Source organism: Haemophilus sp. THUN1691 (assembly GCF_059704425.1).
Genome location: NZ_AP046578.1, coordinates 1111587 through 1131620 on the forward strand (window position 1 = coordinate 1111587; position 20034 = coordinate 1131620).

Annotated in this window: 14 protein-coding genes and 1 tRNA gene; 7 read left to right on the plus strand and 8 right to left on the minus strand. The window is 39.1% G+C overall.

The window, feature by feature from the left end; all coding sequences use genetic code 11:
• The first annotated feature begins 181 nt into the window (after nt 1-181).
• From dnaK to dnaJ, 3 genes are all read left to right on the plus strand, one after another.
• Nucleotides 182-2089 carry a molecular chaperone DnaK gene (dnaK, locus tag AC6H0J_RS05390; protein ID WP_497513019.1) on the plus strand — a complete coding sequence of 636 codons (1908 nt, stop codon included), beginning with the start codon at nt 182-184 and terminating at the stop codon, nt 2087-2089.
• A gap of 224 nt (nt 2090-2313) precedes the next feature.
• A complete protein-coding gene (locus tag AC6H0J_RS05395) occupies nt 2314-2718 on the plus strand; it encodes a GyrI-like domain-containing protein (protein ID WP_497513021.1) in 405 nt (134 codons plus the stop codon).
• Nucleotides 2719-2779: 61 nt separating this feature from the next.
• A complete protein-coding gene (dnaJ, locus tag AC6H0J_RS05400; RefSeq protein ID WP_497513024.1) occupies nt 2780-3928 on the plus strand; it encodes a molecular chaperone DnaJ in 1149 nt (382 codons plus the stop codon).
• Between the two features lie 78 nt (nt 3929-4006).
• Here the strand turns inward: dnaJ and proA are convergent, their stop codons facing one another.
• Together proA and AC6H0J_RS05410 are read right to left on the minus strand one after the other, a co-directional pair.
• On the minus strand, nt 4007-5260 hold the full coding sequence (proA, locus tag AC6H0J_RS05405) for a glutamate-5-semialdehyde dehydrogenase (protein ID WP_497513026.1): 1254 nt from the start codon (nt 5258-5260) through the stop codon (nt 4007-4009).
• 20 nt (nt 5261-5280) lie between these two features.
• Complete coding sequence (locus tag AC6H0J_RS05410; RefSeq protein ID WP_005646565.1) at nt 5281-5943, minus strand: trimeric intracellular cation channel family protein; 663 nt, start codon at nt 5941-5943, stop codon at nt 5281-5283.
• A gap of 97 nt (nt 5944-6040) precedes the next feature.
• On the opposite strand from AC6H0J_RS05410, the gene AC6H0J_RS05415 reads away from it, so the two are divergent.
• Nucleotides 6041-6841, plus strand: coding sequence for an HI_1241 family integral membrane domain (locus tag AC6H0J_RS05415; protein WP_046953049.1), 801 nt, complete (start codon nt 6041-6043; stop codon nt 6839-6841).
• Between the two features lie 32 nt (nt 6842-6873).
• Here the strand turns inward: AC6H0J_RS05415 and AC6H0J_RS05420 are convergent, their stop codons facing one another.
• From AC6H0J_RS05420 to AC6H0J_RS05430, 3 genes are all read right to left on the minus strand, one after another.
• Nucleotides 6874-8070, minus strand: coding sequence for a Bcr/CflA family multidrug efflux MFS transporter (locus tag AC6H0J_RS05420; RefSeq protein WP_046953050.1), 1197 nt, complete (start codon nt 8068-8070; stop codon nt 6874-6876).
• 1 nt (nt 8071) lies between these two features.
• Nucleotides 8072-8770, minus strand: a complete 699-nt coding sequence (rsuA, locus tag AC6H0J_RS05425) for a 16S rRNA pseudouridine(516) synthase RsuA (RefSeq protein WP_046953051.1) — start codon at nt 8768-8770, stop codon at nt 8072-8074.
• 90 nt (nt 8771-8860) lie between these two features.
• Nucleotides 8861-9481 (minus strand): DUF1919 domain-containing protein, encoded by a 621-nt coding sequence (locus AC6H0J_RS05430; protein WP_046953052.1) that lies wholly within the window; start codon nt 9479-9481, stop codon nt 8861-8863.
• 196 nt (nt 9482-9677) lie between these two features.
• Here AC6H0J_RS05430 and AC6H0J_RS05435 point away from each other — a divergent pair, with 196 nt between their 5' ends.
• Together AC6H0J_RS05435 and AC6H0J_RS05440 are read left to right on the plus strand one after the other, a co-directional pair.
• Nucleotides 9678-11948, plus strand: a complete 2271-nt coding sequence (locus AC6H0J_RS05435; protein WP_046953053.1) for an NADP-dependent malic enzyme — start codon at nt 9678-9680, stop codon at nt 11946-11948.
• Nucleotides 11949-12230: 282 nt separating this feature from the next.
• Entirely contained in the window at nt 12231-14156 is a 1926-nt protein-coding gene (locus AC6H0J_RS05440) for an LTA synthase family protein (RefSeq protein WP_497513030.1), read from the plus strand.
• Between the two features lie 30 nt (nt 14157-14186).
• Here AC6H0J_RS05440 and uvrB read toward each other — a convergent pair whose 3' ends face one another.
• Together uvrB and AC6H0J_RS05450 are read right to left on the minus strand one after the other, a co-directional pair.
• Nucleotides 14187-16226, minus strand: a complete 2040-nt coding sequence (gene uvrB, locus AC6H0J_RS05445) for an excinuclease ABC subunit UvrB (RefSeq protein WP_005646675.1) — start codon at nt 16224-16226, stop codon at nt 14187-14189.
• 427 nt (nt 16227-16653) lie between these two features.
• The gene (locus AC6H0J_RS05450; protein WP_497513033.1) at nt 16654-18648 is read right to left on the minus strand and encodes a YadA-like family protein; all 1995 of its coding nucleotides are present in this window, start codon (nt 18646-18648) and stop codon (nt 16654-16656) included.
• Between the two features lie 237 nt (nt 18649-18885).
• Here AC6H0J_RS05450 and AC6H0J_RS05455 point away from each other — a divergent pair.
• Nucleotides 18886-18961: transfer RNA gene (locus tag AC6H0J_RS05455), tRNA-Asn, on the plus strand.
• Nucleotides 18962-19063: 102 nt separating this feature from the next.
• Here AC6H0J_RS05455 and zevB read toward each other — a convergent pair.
• Entirely contained in the window at nt 19064-20032 is a 969-nt protein-coding gene (gene zevB, locus AC6H0J_RS05460) for a zinc transporter permease subunit ZevB (protein WP_497513035.1), read from the minus strand.
• Nucleotides 20033-20034 lie beyond the last annotated feature (2 nt).

Here is a 20034-nt window from a genome sequence, read left to right on the forward strand (position 1 = left end):
ACCGCACTTGAAGAAATAAAAAATTTTTAAAATTTTCTCTTGAAATGCGAAAGAATATCCACATCTTACAATTCGTAACAAATAGGGCTTGTAGATGTTTCAAAAATATTTGTGATAGAGGCTATTTTGAGACGTTTATAAGTTCAACCCCGAATTTTAAAATTTTTACTAGGAGTACAAAATGGGAAAAATTATTGGTATTGACTTAGGTACAACAAACTCTTGTGTAGCTGTAATGGACGGCGACAAAGCGCGCGTAATTGAAAATGCAGAAGGTGCACGTACAACTCCTTCAATTATTGCTTATACAGATAATGAAACCTTAGTTGGTCAGCCAGCAAAACGTCAAGCAATCACTAACCCGAAAAATACATTGTTTGCGATTAAACGTTTAATTGGTCGTCGTTTTGAAAGTGAAGAAGTTCAACGCGATATTAAGATTATGCCTTTCGAAATTACTCGTGCTGACAATGGCGATGCTTGGGTAAACGTAAAAGGTGATAAATTAGCACCACCACAAATCTCTGCTGAAGTATTGAAAAAAATGAAAAAAACGGCAGAAGATTTCTTGGGTGAATCTGTAACAGAAGCGGTAATTACTGTTCCAGCATACTTTAACGATGCACAACGTCAAGCAACTATTGATGCAGGTAAAATCGCAGGTTTAGACGTTAAACGTATCATTAATGAACCAACAGCGGCTGCGTTAGCGTTTGGTTTAGGTTCAAGCAAAGAGAACCAAGTGATCGCAGTTTACGACTTAGGTGGTGGTACATTCGATATTTCAATCATCGAAATTGATAACTTTGATGGCGAACAAACTTTCGAAGTATTAGCAACAGGTGGTAACACTCACTTAGGTGGTGAAGACTTCGATAACCGTGTAATTGATTACATTATTGATGAATTCAAAAAAGAACAAAACATCGATTTACGTCATGACCCAATGGCGTTACAACGTGTGAAAGAAGCTGCAGAGAAAGCAAAAATTGAACTTTCATCAGCGCAATTCACCGAAGTAAACTTACCTTACATCACTGCAGATGCGACAGGCCCTAAACACTTAGCATTAAATATCACTCGTGCAAAATTAGAAGCATTAGTAGAAGATTTAGTGGCAAGCTCAATTGAGTCTTTGAAAGCTGTATTAAAAGATGCAGGTAAAGGCGTGAGTGAAATTCACGACATTATTCTTGTGGGTGGTCAAACTCGTATGCCACTTGTACAACAAAAAGTTGCAGAGTTCTTTGGTAAAGAAGCTCGTAAAGATGTTAACCCTGATGAAGCGGTGGCAATCGGTGCGGCTGTTCAAGGTGGTGTATTAAAAGGTGATGTGAAAGACGTTCTTTTATTAGACGTAACCCCATTATCTTTAGGTATCGAAACCATGGGCGGTGTGATGACCACTTTAATTGAGAAAAATACCACGATTCCAACCAAAAAATCGCAAGTGTTCTCAACAGCGGAAGATAACCAAAGTGCGGTAACTATTCACGTTCTTCAAGGTGAACGTAAACGTGCGGCAGACAATAAATCTTTAGGTCAATTCAACCTAGAAGGTATTAATCCTGCACCGCGTGGTATGCCACAAATCGAAGTAACATTTGATATCGATGCAAACGGCGTAATCAACGTATCTGCAAAAGATAAAAATACGGGTAAAGAACAACAAATTCGTATTCAAGCATCTTCTGGCTTATCTGATGAAGAAATTCAACAAATGGTGCGTGATGCAGAAGCAAATGCTGATGCAGACCGTAAATTTGAAGAAGTTGTTCAAGCTCGTAACCAAGCAGATGGTATTACTCACGCAACACGTAAACAAATTGCAGAAGCTGGCGATGCATTGAGTGCCGCAGACAAAGAGAAAATTGAAGCTGCAGTCGCTGATCTTGAAACAGCGGCAAAAGGTGAAGATAAAGCAGAAATTGAAGCGAAAATTGAAGCAGTAATTAAAGCCTCTGAACCATTAATGCAAGCAGCCCAAGCAAAAGCTCAACAAGCTGGTGGCGAGCAACCACAACAATCATCAGCAAAAGATGATGGCGTGGTAGATGCTGAATTTGAAGAAGTGAAAGATAATAAATAATTCACCGCTCTTCTTACCATAAACAAAGGGCGTGGAAACACGCCCTTTTGGTGTATATAAATGATCCCCCTCTTTAGAAAAGAGGGGTTAGGGGATATTTGATAGCGATATCAAATTCTCTTATTAGCTAAATTTACTTCTGCCAAATCTCCTCTTTGCTAAAGAGGGGAGTATGTTATAAGCGCCCAAATTTACCCAGAATTTTGTAAATTTAAGGAATAGTTATGCCACTTACACTTTATCCACTTGCTACAATTTGTACGCATAACACAAAAGAAAATCCCGCAGAAAAGATAGGAGAGCTTTGGCAGAATAATTTTGCAAAATTGCCTCAAAATGAGCCTTATTATGGTGTTTATCTGAATTACGAATCGGATTTTACGGGCTATTATGATGTTGCTGTTGCTCAAGAAAGTAAACCTGAAGGCAGTTTTTCAACCATTGAAATTGAAGATCTGACTTGGTATGAAATCTTCCCCACGACTTGTGAATTAGTAGTTCAAACGTGGCAACGCATTTGGAATAAAGAAAAGCAAGGCTTATTAAAACGTGCTTATAAAGTGGATTTTGAGAAATATTATCCAAATGGAAAAGTGGATATTTACATTTCAATTTGCCCGCATTGCTAAAATAGCGAATGTAAGCGGTCAGAAATGACAAAATATTTGCAAATAAAAATACGGAAACACTATGGCAAAAAAAGATTACTACGAAGTCCTTGGATTGAAAAAAGGGGCGAGTGAGAATGACATTAAACGTGCGTATAAACGTTTAGCATCTAAACATCACCCTGATAAAAACCAAGGCAGTAAAGAAGCGGAAGAAAAATTCAAAGAAATTAATGAAGCTTATGAAGTATTAGGCGACGATCAAAAACGCGCAGCTTATGATCAATATGGCCACGCAGCCTTTGAACAAGGTGGTGGCGCAGGTGGTTTCGGTGGCGGCTTTGGCGGTGCTGATTTTGGTGATATGTTTGGCGATATCTTTGGCGATATTTTTGGTGGCGGTGGCCGTGGTCGTCAACGAGTTGTTCGTGGCGAAGACTTACGCTATGACTTAGAAATCACTTTAGAAGAAGCCGTAAAAGGTATAACTAAAGATATTCAAATCAATACTCTTGTGCATTGTGATAGCTGTGGTGGTTCTGGTGCTGAAAAAGGCTCTAAAGTTGAAACTTGTCCGCATTGTCACGGTTCTGGTCGAATTCGTCGTCAACAAGGTTTCTTCGTATCTGAAAGTATCTGTCCAACTTGTCATGGTAGCGGTAAGAAAATTGAAAAACCTTGTCGCAGCTGTCATGGAGAAGGGCGTGTTCATAAGAAAGAAAATCTTTCAGTAAAAATTCCAGCAGGCGTAGATACGGGCAACCAACTTCGTTTAGCAGGAAAAGGCGCAGCAGGTGAAAATGGCGCGCCAGCAGGAGATTTATATGTTGTGATTCACGTGAGAGAACATAACATTTTTGAACGTGACGGTAACAACTTATATTGTGAAGTACCGATTAGTTTTGCTACAGCAGCGCTTGGCGGCGAAATTGAAGTACCGACCTTAGATGGCCGAGTGAAACTTAAAATCCCAGCTGAAACGCAAACGGGAAAATTATTCCGCATGCGAGGCAAAGGTGTCTCCTCTACACGTAGTGGTTATGCGGGTGATTTAATTTGCCGTATCGTGGTCGAAACACCCGTTAATTTAACCAGCGAGCAAAAAGAATTACTCCAAAAACTTGAAGAAAGTTTACAAGGTAAAGATTTAAGTAAACATGCACCGAAATCTTCAGGATTTTTGGACGGTGTGAAAAAATTCTTTGATAACTTGGGTAAGTCTGACAAATAAAGATAATGAAAAAGTCCGCATTTCGCGGACTTTTTTATATGCAAATAATCTCTTCTAAAAATTACCGCACTTTGGGTTTTATTTGCGAACCGTATATTCGCCTTCACATACCCATTTATAACTTGTTAATGCTTCTAATCCCATTGGGCCACGAGCATGAAGTTTTTGGGTACTCACGGCAACTTCTGCGCCTAATCCAAATTGTCCGCCGTCAGTAAAGCGTGTACTTGCATTCACATAAACGGCAGCCGCATCAACTTGATTGATAAATTGACGCGCGAGGTTTTGTGAGGAAGTTAAAATACTTTCAGAATGTTGCGTACCATATTGGCGGATATACTCAATAGCAGCATGAATATCTTCCACAACAACGATATTCAAATCCAATGATCCCCATTCTTCGCGCAATTCTTTTTCTGTCACTTCGCAGACATTCGCACCCGCTTGTTTCAATATATTAAGTGCGGTGGATTTTGCGTGATATTTTACGTTTTTGGTAGCGAGGTGAGAGACGAGTTTTGGTAAAAATTCTTTAGCAATAGAATGTTGAACTAACAATGTTTCCAATGTGTTACAGGTGCTTGGACGTTGTGTTTTAGCGTTATCAATAACACAAATCGCTTTATTTTGATCCGCACTTTCTTCAACGAAAGTATGGCAAACACCCACACCACCCACAATAACTGGAATAGTCGAATGTTGTTTACACAATTCATGTAAACCCGCACCACCACGAGGAATAATCATATCCACATAGCGATCTAGTTTTAATAATTGCATAACGAGTTCACGGTTTGGATTGGTAATGGCTTGCACTGCAAATTTTGGTAAGCCTGCTTGCTCTAAAGCATTTTGTACAACTTCGATTAAGATCTTGTTAGAAAACTGTGTTTCCTTACCGCCGCGTAAAATCACTGCATTACCCGTTTTAAGGCAAAGACTTGCCACATCAATGGTCACATTTGGGCGAGCTTCATAAATTGTGCCAATGACACCGATCGGAGTGCGTACGCGTTCGATTTTAAGTCCGCTATCCAATGTGCCGCCGTCTATGATTTTCCCAACAGGATCTGCAAGAGAAATAACGTGGCGTACATCATTAGCAATGCCTTGTAAACGTTCTTGTGTGAGCAGTAGGCGATCAATCAAGGCATCAGACAATCCATTTTGTTTGGCAAGTTCAATATCTTTTGCGTTTTCGGCTAAGATAAGCGGTGCTTGTTGTTCGAGTTGTTCTGCAATAATGGATAATGCACGATTTTTTTCAGCAGTGGTGAGTTGAGCCAAGATAAATGCGGCATCTTTGGCTTGTTTACCCATTTGTTCTAGCATAGTTATTCCCTTTATTGTATTTATTTCTTTTTATTTGGCAGCTTATCTTGTTCTTCCGATGTGAGTTCTTGGTAATTAAACACGGGTAAACCCCATTCGAAATGAATAGCTAAAAGGCGCAAAGTAAAGCTACTAATAAGTGTGAGTAACACGGCAAGTGTATGTTCTACTTGAAGTGTGCTTAATGCGTAATAAGTCAGAGTAGCAAATAGCGCAATGCTGGCGTAGAGTTCTTTTTGGAATACGAGAGGAATTCGATTGCATAGCATATCGCGTAGAACCCCGCCAAAGGCACCTGTAATACAGCCTGCAATGCTTACAATGGTGAGACCGTGTCCCATATCCATCGCAATTTGTGCGCCAATAATGGAATACACCACTAAACCCATCGCATCGAGTACCAAGAAAATAGTGCGAAAGTAGCGCATAAAATGATTGATGAACGGTGCAACATACACGGTAATTACCGCTGCACTTGCCACCATTAAAAAATATTCTGGATGCTTAACCCAGCCGAGAGGGTAATGTCCGAGTAGTACATCACGCACAGAGCCGCCTCCAATGGCAGTGACGGATGCGATAATTATCACGCCAAAAATATCCATTTTTTCACGACCAGCCGCAAGTGCACCTGTCATTCCTTCAGCGGTGATACCGATGATATATAAAATACTAAGTAACATTTATGTACCTAAGTGCGGTTATAATTGGTTTCATTCTACTTTAAAATTTAATGAATTTTTAGCATAATGGCGCATTATTTTTTCAGACGTCAAAATTATGTCAGAACAATCTTCTAAATATATCGCGGCATTGCTTGCGATATTATCGATCTCAATGGTGCTTGGCATCGATCTATTTATTTTTTCTTTGCAATCTGAAAAGCAAACAATGCCCCATTTAGGTGTAGGCGTGTTGGTTGCACAGCTAATTTCTTTGTTGGTGTTTTATCGCGGCGAAATTTGCCCAGGACAACGTGGTCGTTTAATCAAAGTTAATTTGACTTTTGCTATTTATTGGGCGGTGTGGTTGCTGATAAGCCTATTACAGAATAATCACACGCTTACTAACGTGATGAGCGTATGTGGCCTTTCTGTTGTGTATTTTATTTGGAAACAACCAAAAACTGAAAAAATCCGTAACAGTTTTTTATTGATGGCTGCATTAATTGCGGGTTTAGGTTGCTTGAGTTATTTAATGATTTTTGCCGTGCTTCCTGCAAGTGATTTTGCTGAGTATAACCCGTTTGCACCGATTTTATCTGGCGTGATTTTGGCAAATCTTGCGCTTGTTATTGCACGAAATCGTTTACAAGGTTTTATTGCATTGTTGCCCTTAGCCATGATTATATTGCTGGCCTTAAATGCTTTGGCAATATTTTTATTTTTACTTTTAAATGGCATGGAAAGTGCGGTTAATTCTGACAGTATTTTTGCTTACATCATTTATTTTGTTTGCCATTTTGTTATTGCGGCTATTCTGATTTTGCATAGTTTCCAAAAGTGGAAATTATCTGCCAATAGTTTATTTATCCTATTATTTATTGCTGTTTGTTTGCCGTTATGGATGGTCTTCGCTTAATAAAGGAAACAATCATTGAGCCGTGGGGATATTTACCTACGGCTTTTTAAATTTCGGCTGGTTAGAAAGTAATACGCCAATACGGAAATCGCGACACATGCCCCCATAGTAAAGAGCATTGGTGCGGCAGTATCCATTTTCATTGACGCAACTAAACTTCCCATAATTGCACCCACTGCAAAACGTACGCTACCAATCAAAGAATTTGCTGTGCCCGCCATTTGAGGACATCTTTCTAAAGCTGATGCCATTGAATTTGATGAAATCACTGGGTTTGGACCGACGAAAAAGGCGACGCCAATTGCCATTGGCCAAAAACCGAGATCTAAAAGTGCGGTCAAAATTAGCCACATTCCAGAAAGGAATTGAATTGTGAGGGCTATCCGTAACATTGTTTCTGCGCCCACTTTAGTGACAAATCGGCTATTTAAAAAAGAGGCAAAGATCATTGTAACGATATTCATCATAAAGAAATAACCGAACTGATCAACGGGAACGCCATAAATGCCGATATAGACAATTGATCCTGCAGTCACAAAAGCAAACAACCCACCAAAGCCAAAAGAGGCGGCAAACATATAGCCGAGCACGTCTTTTTGCTTCCAAAGCAGAAGGAAATTGCGAGCAATAATATTTAAGCGCAGCGGAATGCGATTTTCTTTTTTATGGGTTTCTGGAATGATGAAAAAGACCAATGTCGCGGCTAATAATCCCACGAGCGAAATAACGTAAAAAATCGCGTGCCAGTGGAAAAATTTAACGATGTAACCACCAATAATTGGTGCAACTAAAGGTGCAAGCATAAATACTAAGGTGATGGTGGACATTACTTTAGATAGCTGATCTTTACTAAATAAATCACGCAATAATGCGCCAGAAAGCACAACAGGGGCAGCACCAAAGAAACCTTGCACAAAACGAAGTGCGGTGAAATTTCCGACCGAATTTATTTCGGTGAGCACCAAAGCGGTTAGCGCGCCCACAATGACACCGAGTAAAATGATCGGTTTTCGTCCGAAACTATCACCAAAAGGCCCCCAAAAAAGCTGACCAAACGCCATGCCATAAGCAAAAGAAGTGAGCGTGTGTTGTACTTGCTCTGGACTCACGCCGAGATCTTTCGCAATTTCTAAAAAAGATGGCAAATACATATCCACTCCAAAAGGCGGTAGCATGGAGAGAATACCGAGCGTAAGAATAAAGATAAAAGTAGATTTTTGTTGACTCATCTTATTTCACCAAACTTTCGATTTCATTTTGAGTCAATGGGCGGTATTCGCCTTCTTCTAAGGATTCATCTAGTACAACATCCCCAATTTTCCAGCGATGTAATCCAACAACTTTATTCCCAAGTGCGGCAAACATACGTTTTACTTGATGATAGCGACCTTCAGAAATCGTCAAATTCACATTGTAATCATCTAAGATTTCTAATTTTGCTGGTTTAGTGGGTTCTTTTTCTCCGCGTAATAAAATGCCTTCCGCACAAGCAGCCGCATAATTTTCTTCTACGGGATCAGCTAATGTCACCAAATAGGTTTTTTCACAATGATGTTTTGGAGACGTGATGCGATGTGACCATTGTCCATCATCGGTAAGCAAGACGAGACCTGTTGTATCAACATCTAAGCGACCTGCGCTATGTAATTTCCCCGCTAAAGGGTAATCAAAAAATTGATAAATAGTTGGATAGTCGCCGTCATCATTAGAACAAACACAGCCTTGTGGCTTATTCAACATAAAATACTGGCCTTCTTCCACCCAAGTTAATAATTCATCTTCAAAATAAATTTCGTCTTCTTGTGAAATTTGTACCGAGCCACTTTTGACAATTTCACCATTAATTTTTACCGCACTTTGGCGGATCGCTTTTGTTGCTTGAGAACGCGTTAATCCCGTATTTTCAGCAATAAATTTATCTAATCTCATTATGTTTTCTCTTGTTAAAATTCGCTGGGCATTGTACAGGTTTTTGCTTTTAGAACGAAACAAAAAAGGCTGCAATGCAGCCTTTATCTATTAAGCTTGGTTAAACCACTTCACGTAATCGAATTGATCGTAATATTTTTTCCCATTCCAGCCAGAAAATTCAAAAATATCGCCCACCTGATTTTGCTTCTCGAAGCCTTTTATATAACAAGCCGATTTAAAAGTAGGGTAGGGCTTGTGAGTAAAAATTACTTTATTTTTGAAAGGGAGTTGATCAAAAAGTTGAATGTCTTTTTCGGTTACACCATCTCGATCTGTCATCATAATAAAAAGATTGTCTAAATTCATTCGTGACGTGCGAAGTTGCCATTTTTCATTGGCTTCTTGCTCACTGTGATAGTGCATAAAATGAATTTCAAGATCGGCAAGTTTTCCCACTGGATAACTTTTTTCTGTTTGTACGAATGTGAGAGGTTGAGTGCGGTAGAAATCTATATTTTGTAAATAACGCAAAAAATCCTGTGGCGAGAGATAGAGATTCACAAAAGGGGAATTAAACGGCTGGTGCAAATCATGTAAGATAAAAGCCCCCACGCAATTGGCTGAAATGACAGTCATGCCTTGGTTAGTCAATTTACGTTGTAATGAACGATTGATAAAAAATCGTTGGCATTTATTCACCGCACTTTTAAGTTTTTGAAATGGATTCATTTTATTATCCTCTATGATTCTCTTGTGAAAATCCTACCTTTTTTGCTAAAAAATGAAAAGTCTAGCTAATGCCTCGCATCAAAAAATTTTGTAATGATTTTGTGAAAATTTGCAGTCTGTCACAATTTTTTGAATAAAAAACCGCTATAATCGACGTAATATTTCAATCCTGTTTCAAGAAAATGGAGCATTTATTATGACCGAACAATTACGTCAAGCAGCCTTAGATTTCCACGAATTTCCAATTCCTGGAAAAATTGAAGTTACCCCAACAAAATCATTAGCAACCCAACGCGATCTGGCTTTAGCTTATTCACCGGGTGTGGCAGAGCCTTGTTTAGAAATTGAAAAAGATCCTGCTGCCTCTTACAAATATACAGCACGTGGCAATTTAGTGGCGGTGATTTCCAATGGTACAGCGGTGCTTGGACTTGGCAATATTGGCGCGCTAGCGGGCAAACCTGTAATGGAAGGAAAGGGCGTATTGTTCAAAAAATTCGCGGGCATTAACGTATTTGATATTGAAGTGAATGAACATGATCCCGATAAACTTGTAGATATTATTGCCTCGTTAGAGCCGACTTTTGGTGGGGTAAACTTAGAAGATATTAAAGCACCAGAATGTTTCTATATTGAACAAAAATTGCGCGAGCGAATGAATATTCCTGTCTTCCATGATGACCAACATGGAACAGCGATCATCAGTGCTGCTGCGATCATCAATTCTCTTCGTATTGTAGGTAAAAAAATTGAAGATGTTCGACTTGTTGCGTCTGGTGCGGGGGCTGCATCTATTGCGTGCTTGAACTTATTGCTTTCTTTAGGTATGAAACGTGAAAATATCACGGTTTGCGACTCGAAAGGCGTAGTATATAAAGGCCGTGATGACAAAATGGATCAAACCAAAAAAGATTATGCAATTGAAGATAATGGCTGGCGTAAACTTGGCGATGCGATGCCAAATGCTGATATTTTCTTAGGTTGTTCTGCGGCTGGTGCGCTTACACAAGATATGGTGAAAACCATGGCTGCACATCCAATTATTCTTGCTTTAGCTAACCCAAATCCTGAAATTACCCCGCCAGAAGCGAAAGCGGTTCGTCCCGATGCGATTGTATGTACAGGCCGCTCCGATTACCCAAACCAAGTAAATAACGTGCTTTGTTTCCCATTTATTTTCCGTGGTGCATTAGATGTGGGCGCAACCACTATTAATGAAGAAATGAAACGTGCGGCAGTTTATGCCATCGCTGACCTTGCATTAGAAGAGCAAAACGAAGTTGTAACCTCTGCTTACGGTGGTGAAGGCGCGACATTTGGTGCCGATTATGTGATTCCTCGCCCATTCGATCCTCGCTTAATTGTGCGTATCGCACCAGCGGTAGCAAAAGCCGCAATGGAATCTGGTGTGGCAACTCGTCCAATTCAAAATTGGGATACTTATGTTGAAAAACTAACTCAGTTTGTTTACAAAACGAGCTTGTTTATGCGCCCTATTTTCAACCAAGCAAAAGCGGCAAAACAACGTATTATTTTAGCGGAAGGGGAAGAAAATAAAGCATTGCATGCCACCCAAGAAGTCATTTCAATGGGCTTGGCAAATCCAATTTTAATTGGTCGCCGCAGCGTGATTGAAGAAAAAATTAAAAAACTTGGTTTACGTTTAACCGCCGGTGTCGATTTTGAAATTGTGGATAACGAAGATAATCCTCGCTATGAAGAATGTTGGAAACATTACTACGAGCTTACCAAACGTAAAGGCATTACACCTGCAATCGCAAAACGCGTGGTGCGTTCTAATACAACCGTATTAGCTTCTACGTTACTTAGCTTAGGTTATGCAGACGCTTTAGTATGCGGCTTATTTGGTTCATACGGAAAACACCTTGCATCTATTCGCGATATTATTGGCTTAAAAGATGGCGTGAAAACTGCCGCAGCTTTAAATAGCCTTGTATTACCGACGGGTAACGTATTCTTAACGGATACCCATGTAAACAGTAATCCAACAACAGAAGAATTAGCCGAAATCACCTTAATGGCCGCAGAAGAAATTCACCGTTTCGGTATTGAGCCTGCAGTTGCATTGCTTTCCCATTCTAATTTTGGTTCCTCTAATTCACTCGGTGCACCAAAAATGCGTGAAGTGTTACAGATCGTCAAAGAGCGTAATCCGCACTTAATGATCGATGGTGAAATGCGTGGCGATTTAGCGATGAATGAAGCTCATAGAAAAGAAGTTATGCCTGATAGTCCATTGAAAGGAAGTGCAAATTTATTAGTGTTCCCTGATTTGAGCTCATCACGTATTAGTTATAGCTTATTACGCGGCACCACTACGGCAATTACTGTTGGCCCGATCTTAATGGGTATGAACAAGTCTGCGCATATTCTTAATCCAGGGGCGTCTGTTCGCCGTATTATTAATATGATTGCCTATGCTGCGGTGAAAGCACAACAAGAGTAATCGAAAAAGTGCGGTGAATTTTTATTAAATTTTTGCTGTTTGCTTTATAAAGCCTCGATTTTTCTCGAGGCTTTATTTTTACTTTCTAGTGAATGTGATTAGCTAAAATTGCTCTATACAGAATTCGGCATATTGTTTACATTTGAGATTAAGTAAAACTATGCGAAAATTGACCGCACTTTAAGACTTTTGTCGTGTCGAAAAGGAACCGACCGATAGACAGTTGCCTATCTTTCTTTAATTTAATACGGCTTGGATGCCGTTACATTAGTGGTTTTTACAATGAAAAAAGCGCATTCCCCTTTATTTCCCATCTTCACATTCGTGTTGATTAATCTCATTATCCTTTCCTTATCACGTTTGGGACTTGCTATATGGCAATCAGAGCGTGTATCCGCCGTAGATGGCTGGTTGCAATTATTTTTGCAAGGCGTACGAATGGATGTTGTGGCACTCTGTTATTTATTTGGCGTACCTGCATTGCTCACAACATTGTTCCATAGCAACAAAGTTTGGGTAAAAATTTTACGCCTTTGGTTAACGCTTGGTAGCGTGTTTATTATCTTTATGGAAATTGCCACGCCTGCCTTTATTGAAACCTACGATTACCGTCCAAATCGTTTATTTATCGAATATCTGATTTATCCGAAAGAAGTTTTTTCAATGCTTGCGGAAGGGCATTTAAGTGCGGTGATTTTTAGCCTTGTTTTCACGGTTTTAGCTGCCGTGATTTATTGGAAAATTTCTGGTTGGGCTGTCAAAAATTTACGTTCAATGAGTTGGAAACTTCGCTCTGTGATTGCTTTGCTTGTGATTGTAGTGAGCTTTCTTGGCGCGCGTTCAAGTTTTCAACACCGCGGTATCAATCCCGCCATGGTGGCTTTTTCTTCTGATGCGTTAGTGAATTCTTTGGTGCTTAACTCGGGCTATTCCGTCATTTATGCGGCACAGCAATTTAAAGATGAAGAAAAATCTTCAGAAATGTACGGAAAAATGGATGCAGATGAAATGTTTCGTATTGTTAAAGCTAGCCGAGGCCGCCCAGACAGCGATTACATTTCAGATAAATACCCAACTTTAACGAAAAATGTCGCGACTTATCAGGGTAAACCTAAAAATATCGTAATTTTGTTACAAGAAAGTCTCGGTGCTCAATTTATTGGTACACTCGGTGGCAAACCACTTTCTCCAAATGTGGATCAGCTCGCAAAAGAAGGGTGGTTATTTGAAAATCTTTATGCAACAGGCACGCGTTCAGTACGCGGTATTGAAGCAACCACCGCAGGTTTTACGCCAACGCCAGCTCGTGCAGTGGTGAAACTTAATAATGCCCAAAGTGGTTTCTTTACTATTGCAGATTTATTACATAAACAAGGCTATAACACTTCCTTTATTTATGGTGGCGAAAAGCACTTTGACAATATGGCGAGCTTTTTCTATGGCAATGGTTTTAAAGATATTTGGGATCAACAAGATTACCAAAATCCAACATTTACTGGCACTTGGGGCGTGAGTGATGAGGATTTATTTGATAAAGCTAATGAAACTTTCACGAAATTACAAAATGAAGGTAAACCGTTTTTTAGTTTAGTATTTAGCTCCAGTAATCACGATCCATTTGAATATCCAGATGGCAAAATTGAGCTTTATGAGCAACCAAAAGCCACTCGTAATAATGCGGCAAAATATGCGGATTATGCGTTAGGTCATTTCTTTAAAATGGCAAAACAGTCTAATTATTGGAAAGATACGATTTTCTTAATTGTTGCGGATCACGATTCTCGTGTAGGCGGAGCAAGTCTTGTGCCGATTAAGCATTTCCATATTCCAGCCTTGATTCTTGGTGATGGCATTACGCCACGTCGTGACAGCCGTCTTGTGAGCCAAATTGATATGCCAACCACATTGCTTTCTTTAGCAGGCGTAAGTGGCAATTATCCAATGATTGGGTTTGATTTAACGCAAGATGTAAATCCAGATCGTGCCTTTATGCAATACGATCAAACTCAAGCAATGATGAAAGGTAATAATGATGTGGTGATTCAAATGCCAAATAAAGCGGCGCAAGGTTATCATTATGATAAATCAACAGAAACTTTAACGCCAAAAGACGTGCCTGATGCGATGAAAAAAGAGGCATTAGCTCACGCTTTATTAGGCAGTTATTTATATAAGAATCGCTTGTATTCCTCGGGTGAAAACAAATAAACGGAACGCCAGCTTAAGCTGGCGTTTCTTTTAGTTATCAAAAACAAATTGTTCACGTAATTGATGTAATTGATCTCGAATTGCCGCGGCTTTTTCAAATTCCAAATCTTGCGCAAATTTATACATTTGTTGTTCCAATTTTTTGATTTGTTGTTGGTATTCTTTGGCATTTTTCGGTGCATTATAAAGTGCGGTTGGTTCTGCTGCCATTTTTCCACGTTGTTTATTGGCTTTCGCTTTTTGGTTTGCACCCTGCCCAATATCTAACAATTCTCCGACTTTCTTATTTAATGCTTGTGGCACAATGCCATGTTCTTCATTGTATTTGGTTTGTTTTTCACGACGACGATTGGTTTCGGTAATGGCCTTTTCCATCGATTTTGTGATGCTATCCGCATATAAAATTGCTTTACCATTTAAGTTTCGTGCAGCACGGCCGATGGTTTGGATTAAAGAACGTTCGGAACGTAAAAATCCTTCTTTGTCGGCATCTAAAATCGCCACAAGAGACACTTCAGGAATATCTAAGCCTTCACGTAATAAGTTAATCCCAACCAATACATCAAATTCGCCTAAACGCAAATCACGGATAATTTCGACGCGTTCCACAGTATCAATATCGGAATGCAAATAACGCACACGAATCCCGTGTTCATCTAAATAATCCGTTAAATCTTCAGCCATTTTCTTGGTGAGTGTTGTGACTAAAACTCGCTCATTTTTATCCGCTCTTTGGCGAGCTTCAGAAAGTAGATCATCCACTTGAATAGACACTGGGCGAATTTCAATGAGTGGATCAAGTAAACCAGTCGGGCGAACCACTTGATCGATGATTTCGCTGCCTGATTTTTCTAATTCATAAGGCCCTGGTGTTGCGGAAACATAAATGGTTTGTGGAGCTAAGCGTTCAAATTCCTCAAAGCGTAACGGACGATTATCTAATGCGGACGGCAAACGGAAACCATATTCCACTAAGGTTTCTTTGCGAGAACGGTCGCCACGATACATCCCACCAATTTGAGGCACAGTCACATGAGATTCATCAATAATTAAAATGGCATCAGAGGGCATATAATCAAATAATGTTGGTGGTGGCTCACCCTCATTTCTGCCCGATAAATAGCGAGAGTAGTTTTCGATGCCCGAGCAATAGCCCAATTCATTCATCATTTCAATATCAAATTGGGTACGCTGGCTGATACGTTGTTCTTCTAAAAGTTTATGTTCTTTAATGAAGTATTCACGGCGTGATACGAGTTCTTTTTTGATGTTTTCTATCGCATCTAAAATACGTTCTCTGGGCGTTACATAGTGAGTTTTAGGATAGATCGTAAAACGTGGGACAGCACCAAAACTACTGCCAGTAAGCGGATCAAATAAACTTAAACGCTCAATTTCATCATCAAATAATTCAATACGCACCGCACGATCATCGGATTCCGCGGGGAAAATATCAATAATTTCTCCGCGAACACGGAATGTTCCACGCTGAAATGCTTGATCATTGCGGGTATATTGCAATTCCGCTAACTTCGCTAAAATTTGGCGCTGATCGATAATAGCACCTTGTTGTAAATGCAACATCATTTGTAAATAGCTATCAGGATCGCCCAAACCATAAATTGCAGAAACAGAAGCTACCACGATAGTATCTCGACGTTCTAAAAAAGATTTCGTCGCAGAAAGACGCATTTGTTCGATTTGATCATTAATAGACGCATCTTTTTCAATGAAGGTATCACTGCTCGGCACATAGGCTTCTGGCTGATAATAATCATAGTAAGAGACAAAATATTCCACCGCATTTTCTGGAAAAAAGGCTTTCATTTCTGCATAAAGTTGGGCCGCAAGGGTTTTATTTGGCGCAAGTAACATGGCGGGTCGATTTAATTGAGCAATTACATTGGCGATAGTAAAGGTTTTCCCCGAGCCTGTTACACCGAGCAAAGTTTGATGTGCCAAACCATCCGTTAAATTTTCAGCCAGTTTTTCGATAGCTTGTGGTTGATCGCCAGAGGGACGAAAGTCAGAATGCAGAATGAATGGTTTTGTGTTGATTTTTTCAGACATAAAGTGCGGTCGGTTTTTTCATAGTTTTGAATAATGTCTATTTTAGCATATTTAATGTGTAAAATTGATCAGGCAAAAATATAAGTTTTACACAGACTTATAGATGTCAAGAGGAAGATGTCACAAATTCATAAAAAAAACTTTAATTTTTTACTAGACAAAACTTAACTTGTTGATTTTAAATTAAAATTTAATTTTAGGCTAATCTGTAATCAAGATCGAACAAGCCTTGTAAGAACAAGGGATCCGCAAAATTTTAAAAAGTTAATCCACAAAGTTATCCACAGGCTCTGTGGATAGAAAAAGAAGTCGAAAATTCATAAAAATGAATGATGAAAAAAGATTATTAGCATGAACTATTATCCATTGCTTATAAAAAAACTCTCTCGAGATGTCGAGAGAGTTTTTATTATCGTTTAGTAATGAACTACCATTGATAGCCCATACCAGCACCTACAGCATAATCTCCAGAGGTGGTTGCAGAGCCACTCATTTTGAAATGTGTTCGATTGGTGTCACTTGCACGGTTGATACCTACAGCAACAGCACTTCGGCCTTTAAAGTTACCAACACCTACACCAACCATAGTTCCGCCAGCTCGGTTTGCTGTTGGTATATTCGCCATTGCTACAGCGCCTGCGATACCGCCTCTCAGTTTTTTATCTGTTTGTTGTAATTCTCTACGAACAGAATTTACAGAATTATCAACATAGCTCTTATTCGGTGCATTAGCAATAGATTGTCTAAATTCATTACGAACAGAATTTATAGAATTATCAACATAGCTCTTATTCGGCGCGTCAGCAATAGATTGTTTTAATTCATCACGAACAGAGTTTACAGAGTTATCAACATAGGTCTTATTCGCCGCATTATCAATAGATTGTTTCAATTTATCTTTTAATTTATAGGCTATATTACCATTGTCATATGAAACCTCTAATCCCTCATCTGCGTTGAAATTAAGCGTGTTATTAGTATTATTTTTTGCTGATTGACTATTATTCGTCATAGTTTTAGCGTCTTTGCCATTTACTTTGAATTTATATTCCGTTTTGGCAATTTCATCAGTTGCTGTACGAACCGCATTTACAGCAGTATCAACATCGGTCTTGTTGGCTGCATTCTCAATAGATTGTTTCAATTTATCATTTAATTTGTAGGTTATACCAGTATCATTTTCATATGCGACGTCTAACCCCTCACCCGCTGCGAAATTAAGCGTGTTACTAGCATTATTTGTTGCTGATTTATTCTTATTCCCCATAGTTTTAGCATCAACGTTATTTACTTTGAATGTATATTCCGTGTTGGCAATTTCATTAGTTGCTTTGATTACATTGTAAAGCTGTGCACCATTAATTGCATCTGTTGAGGTTTCAGAAATTGATCCAGCTGCCACATTTTGAATCTGACGTTTAATCTTATCCTTACCAAAACTGACAGTACCATTATTCTTACTTTGTTTAACAGTATCCTTTAAAGTAAGGCTTTGCTCACCAATTTGGATATCGCTTACAGTATTTGCAGCTGAGGACTCTGAGTTATAACCAATGGCAATATCACCAGCATTCTTCGATTTTGCATCTTGACCTAATGCAAGCCCATTCACTGCTTCTACGTTAGATCCTGTACCAATACTAATGCCTTGTTGACCTAATGCTTTTGCGTTATATCCAATCGCAATAGCTCGCTCATGATGTAGATTAGAAGTTTTCGTTGTTTTATCTTCAGAATATTTAACACCAACCGTAGCGCCAGTACCTATAGCGACGGAATTATCTGAATAGCCACCAATCTCTGCGCCGCCTCCAATAGCGGTAGCGCCAATAGAACCATTTTGAATTTTTTTACCAATAGAAATAGCATTATAATTAGCTGCACTTGCCTTATCACCAATGGCAATAGCGCTATCTCGAATAGCTTCTGCCTCAGATCCAATTGCAATCGCATTGTTTGAATCGACATGGGTTGTTGGTCCAACGTTACCGACACTAGCTTTATAACCTAATGCTAATGAGTTTTTTGACCATTTCTTTACTTTTGATTCTGTACCAATAGCGATAGAGTTATCACTTCCTGTATTTGCCGATACACCAACAGTAATTGCATTAGCCCCCGTCGCGCCAGCTGCAGCTGTAAAGTTACCAAAGTTCTTGGCACTATCATCTGAACTACCTGATGCATTAACATGCACAAAACCTTTATTCTCAACGGTTTCATTAGAATTACTAGCTGCATAAGCTATGTTACTGGCAAGAATAGATGTAATCACTGTAGCCAGAATAGATGCACAATGTGTTTTGGCTATTTTGTTTGTACGAGATGTTGAGTTAGATTTAGCTGCACCTCTTGCCAATTCTGAAACGACTTCTTGTCTTTGCATACTTTTGTTCCAAATAACTTTAAATATAGTGTTCATTGATAATCCTCAATAGGTTAAATTCTAGGTATTAAACATTTCTAGAAGGTATAGCTAAGCCATCTAAAAATATCAGCGCATTCTGTCATATAAATGATGATAAAACCATCGTTTTTTTTGTAAAGATTTGTAAAGAAAATTATCGTTAATATCGTTAAATTGTTATATCTTCCTGCTTGACAAGATATTTTCTTCTCATTAAAATCTGTGCCCTATTCCTTGTGATACAAAGTTTATTCCTCCTTAGTTCAGTCGGTAGAACGGTGGACTGTTAATCCATATGTCGCTGGTTCAAGTCCAGCAGGAGGAGCCAATTTTTCTTTTGGTTTAGAGTTTGTTTGTCTCCTTTTACAGATTCTAAATTAGTAACCAAAAGATTTTGAGCCCATCATGTTGATGGGCTTTATTTTTAATTTCAAAATAGGATTTTGCTTCCACCAGTTGAGATGGTTGTGCCATACAACAAACTCAAGGCAAAAAATAGCATTATTCCACCTGCTATTAATTTCATGATGCTTTCGCTTTGCCCTTTTGTATGTTTTGAACTATACCAACTCCCTAAGTGAATGGCAGTATTTCGTGCATAACGTACAATTCCAGCGAAGGCTGACAGCATAAGTCCTGTGCCGAAAGACATGGCCAATACAGCTAAAATTCCCCAGCCGTAAAGATCAAGCATATAAGCTAAAAATAAAACGAAAATTGCACCGCTACATGGTCGCATACCAATTGTTAGAATCACGAGAAATTGTGATTTTAGATTGGTTGCTTGTGCAGTTTGCGTCGGGCTTGGCAAATGTTGGTGTCCACAGCTACAAGTGTTTGGTTGAAAAGTGCGGTTATTTTTCACCGCACTTTTTTCGTGTAGAGGGAGGGGATTTAGGGATTTAATGGTTAATTTAGCTTTTTTGCGATAGACAAGTAAACCTTGCCAAATCCAATAACAACCGAGAAATACCAATAATAGCAAGGCAGATCGTTCTAACCAAAGCTGACTTAATTTGAAATAACGTGATGATAGATTTAGTACCACAACGAGCAATGTGGTTGCTGTAATGGCGACAATGCCTTGCATTAAGGAAGAAAGTAAACTCAAAATGGTGCTTTGTTTTAATTGGCTTTCATGAGTGGAAAGATAGCTGGCGATAATAAATTTGCCGTGTCCCGGACCGAGCGCGTGTAATGCCCCATAAATGAAACTAGCAAAAATAAGCGTGATGCCTGCCTTGATGCTATTATTTTGAATTTGGTGTAAATTTTCCGAAATAAGCTGATTAAAATCTTTTTGCCATGCAGCAATATGTAAGAAAAACCAAGGGGAAAAATAGCCAAGTAAGGCAAGTGCAATCACTAATAACACGAGCCCAGTTTTATATTTTTTCATTT

What these genes read in the sequence shown, in the direction of transcription:
- dnaK (WP_497513019.1), top strand. Translation starts at nt 182, where the DNA reads ATGGGAAAAATTATTGGTATTGACTTAGGTACAACAAACTCTTGTGTA.
- AC6H0J_RS05395 (WP_497513021.1), top strand. Translation starts at nt 2,314, where the DNA reads ATGCCACTTACACTTTATCCACTTGCTACAATTTGTACGCATAACACA.
- dnaJ (WP_497513024.1), top strand. Translation starts at nt 2,780, where the DNA reads ATGGCAAAAAAAGATTACTACGAAGTCCTTGGATTGAAAAAAGGGGCG.
- proA (WP_497513026.1), bottom strand. Translation starts at nt 5,260, where the DNA reads ATGCTAGAACAAATGGGTAAACAAGCCAAAGATGCCGCATTTATCTTG.
- AC6H0J_RS05410 (WP_005646565.1), bottom strand. Translation starts at nt 5,943, where the DNA reads ATGTTACTTAGTATTTTATATATCATCGGTATCACCGCTGAAGGAATG.
- AC6H0J_RS05415 (WP_046953049.1), top strand. Translation starts at nt 6,041, where the DNA reads ATGTCAGAACAATCTTCTAAATATATCGCGGCATTGCTTGCGATATTA.
- AC6H0J_RS05420 (WP_046953050.1), bottom strand. Translation starts at nt 8,070, where the DNA reads ATGAGTCAACAAAAATCTACTTTTATCTTTATTCTTACGCTCGGTATT.
- rsuA (WP_046953051.1), bottom strand. Translation starts at nt 8,770, where the DNA reads ATGAGATTAGATAAATTTATTGCTGAAAATACGGGATTAACGCGTTCT.
- AC6H0J_RS05430 (WP_046953052.1), bottom strand. Translation starts at nt 9,481, where the DNA reads ATGAATCCATTTCAAAAACTTAAAAGTGCGGTGAATAAATGCCAACGA.
- AC6H0J_RS05435 (WP_046953053.1), top strand. Translation starts at nt 9,678, where the DNA reads ATGACCGAACAATTACGTCAAGCAGCCTTAGATTTCCACGAATTTCCA.
- AC6H0J_RS05440 (WP_497513030.1), top strand. Translation starts at nt 12,231, where the DNA reads ATGAAAAAAGCGCATTCCCCTTTATTTCCCATCTTCACATTCGTGTTG.
- uvrB (WP_005646675.1), bottom strand. Translation starts at nt 16,226, where the DNA reads ATGTCTGAAAAAATCAACACAAAACCATTCATTCTGCATTCTGACTTT.
- AC6H0J_RS05450 (WP_497513033.1), bottom strand. Translation starts at nt 18,648, where the DNA reads ATGAACACTATATTTAAAGTTATTTGGAACAAAAGTATGCAAAGACAA.
- zevB (WP_497513035.1), bottom strand. Translation starts at nt 20,032, where the DNA reads ATGAAAAAATATAAAACTGGGCTCGTGTTATTAGTGATTGCACTTGCC.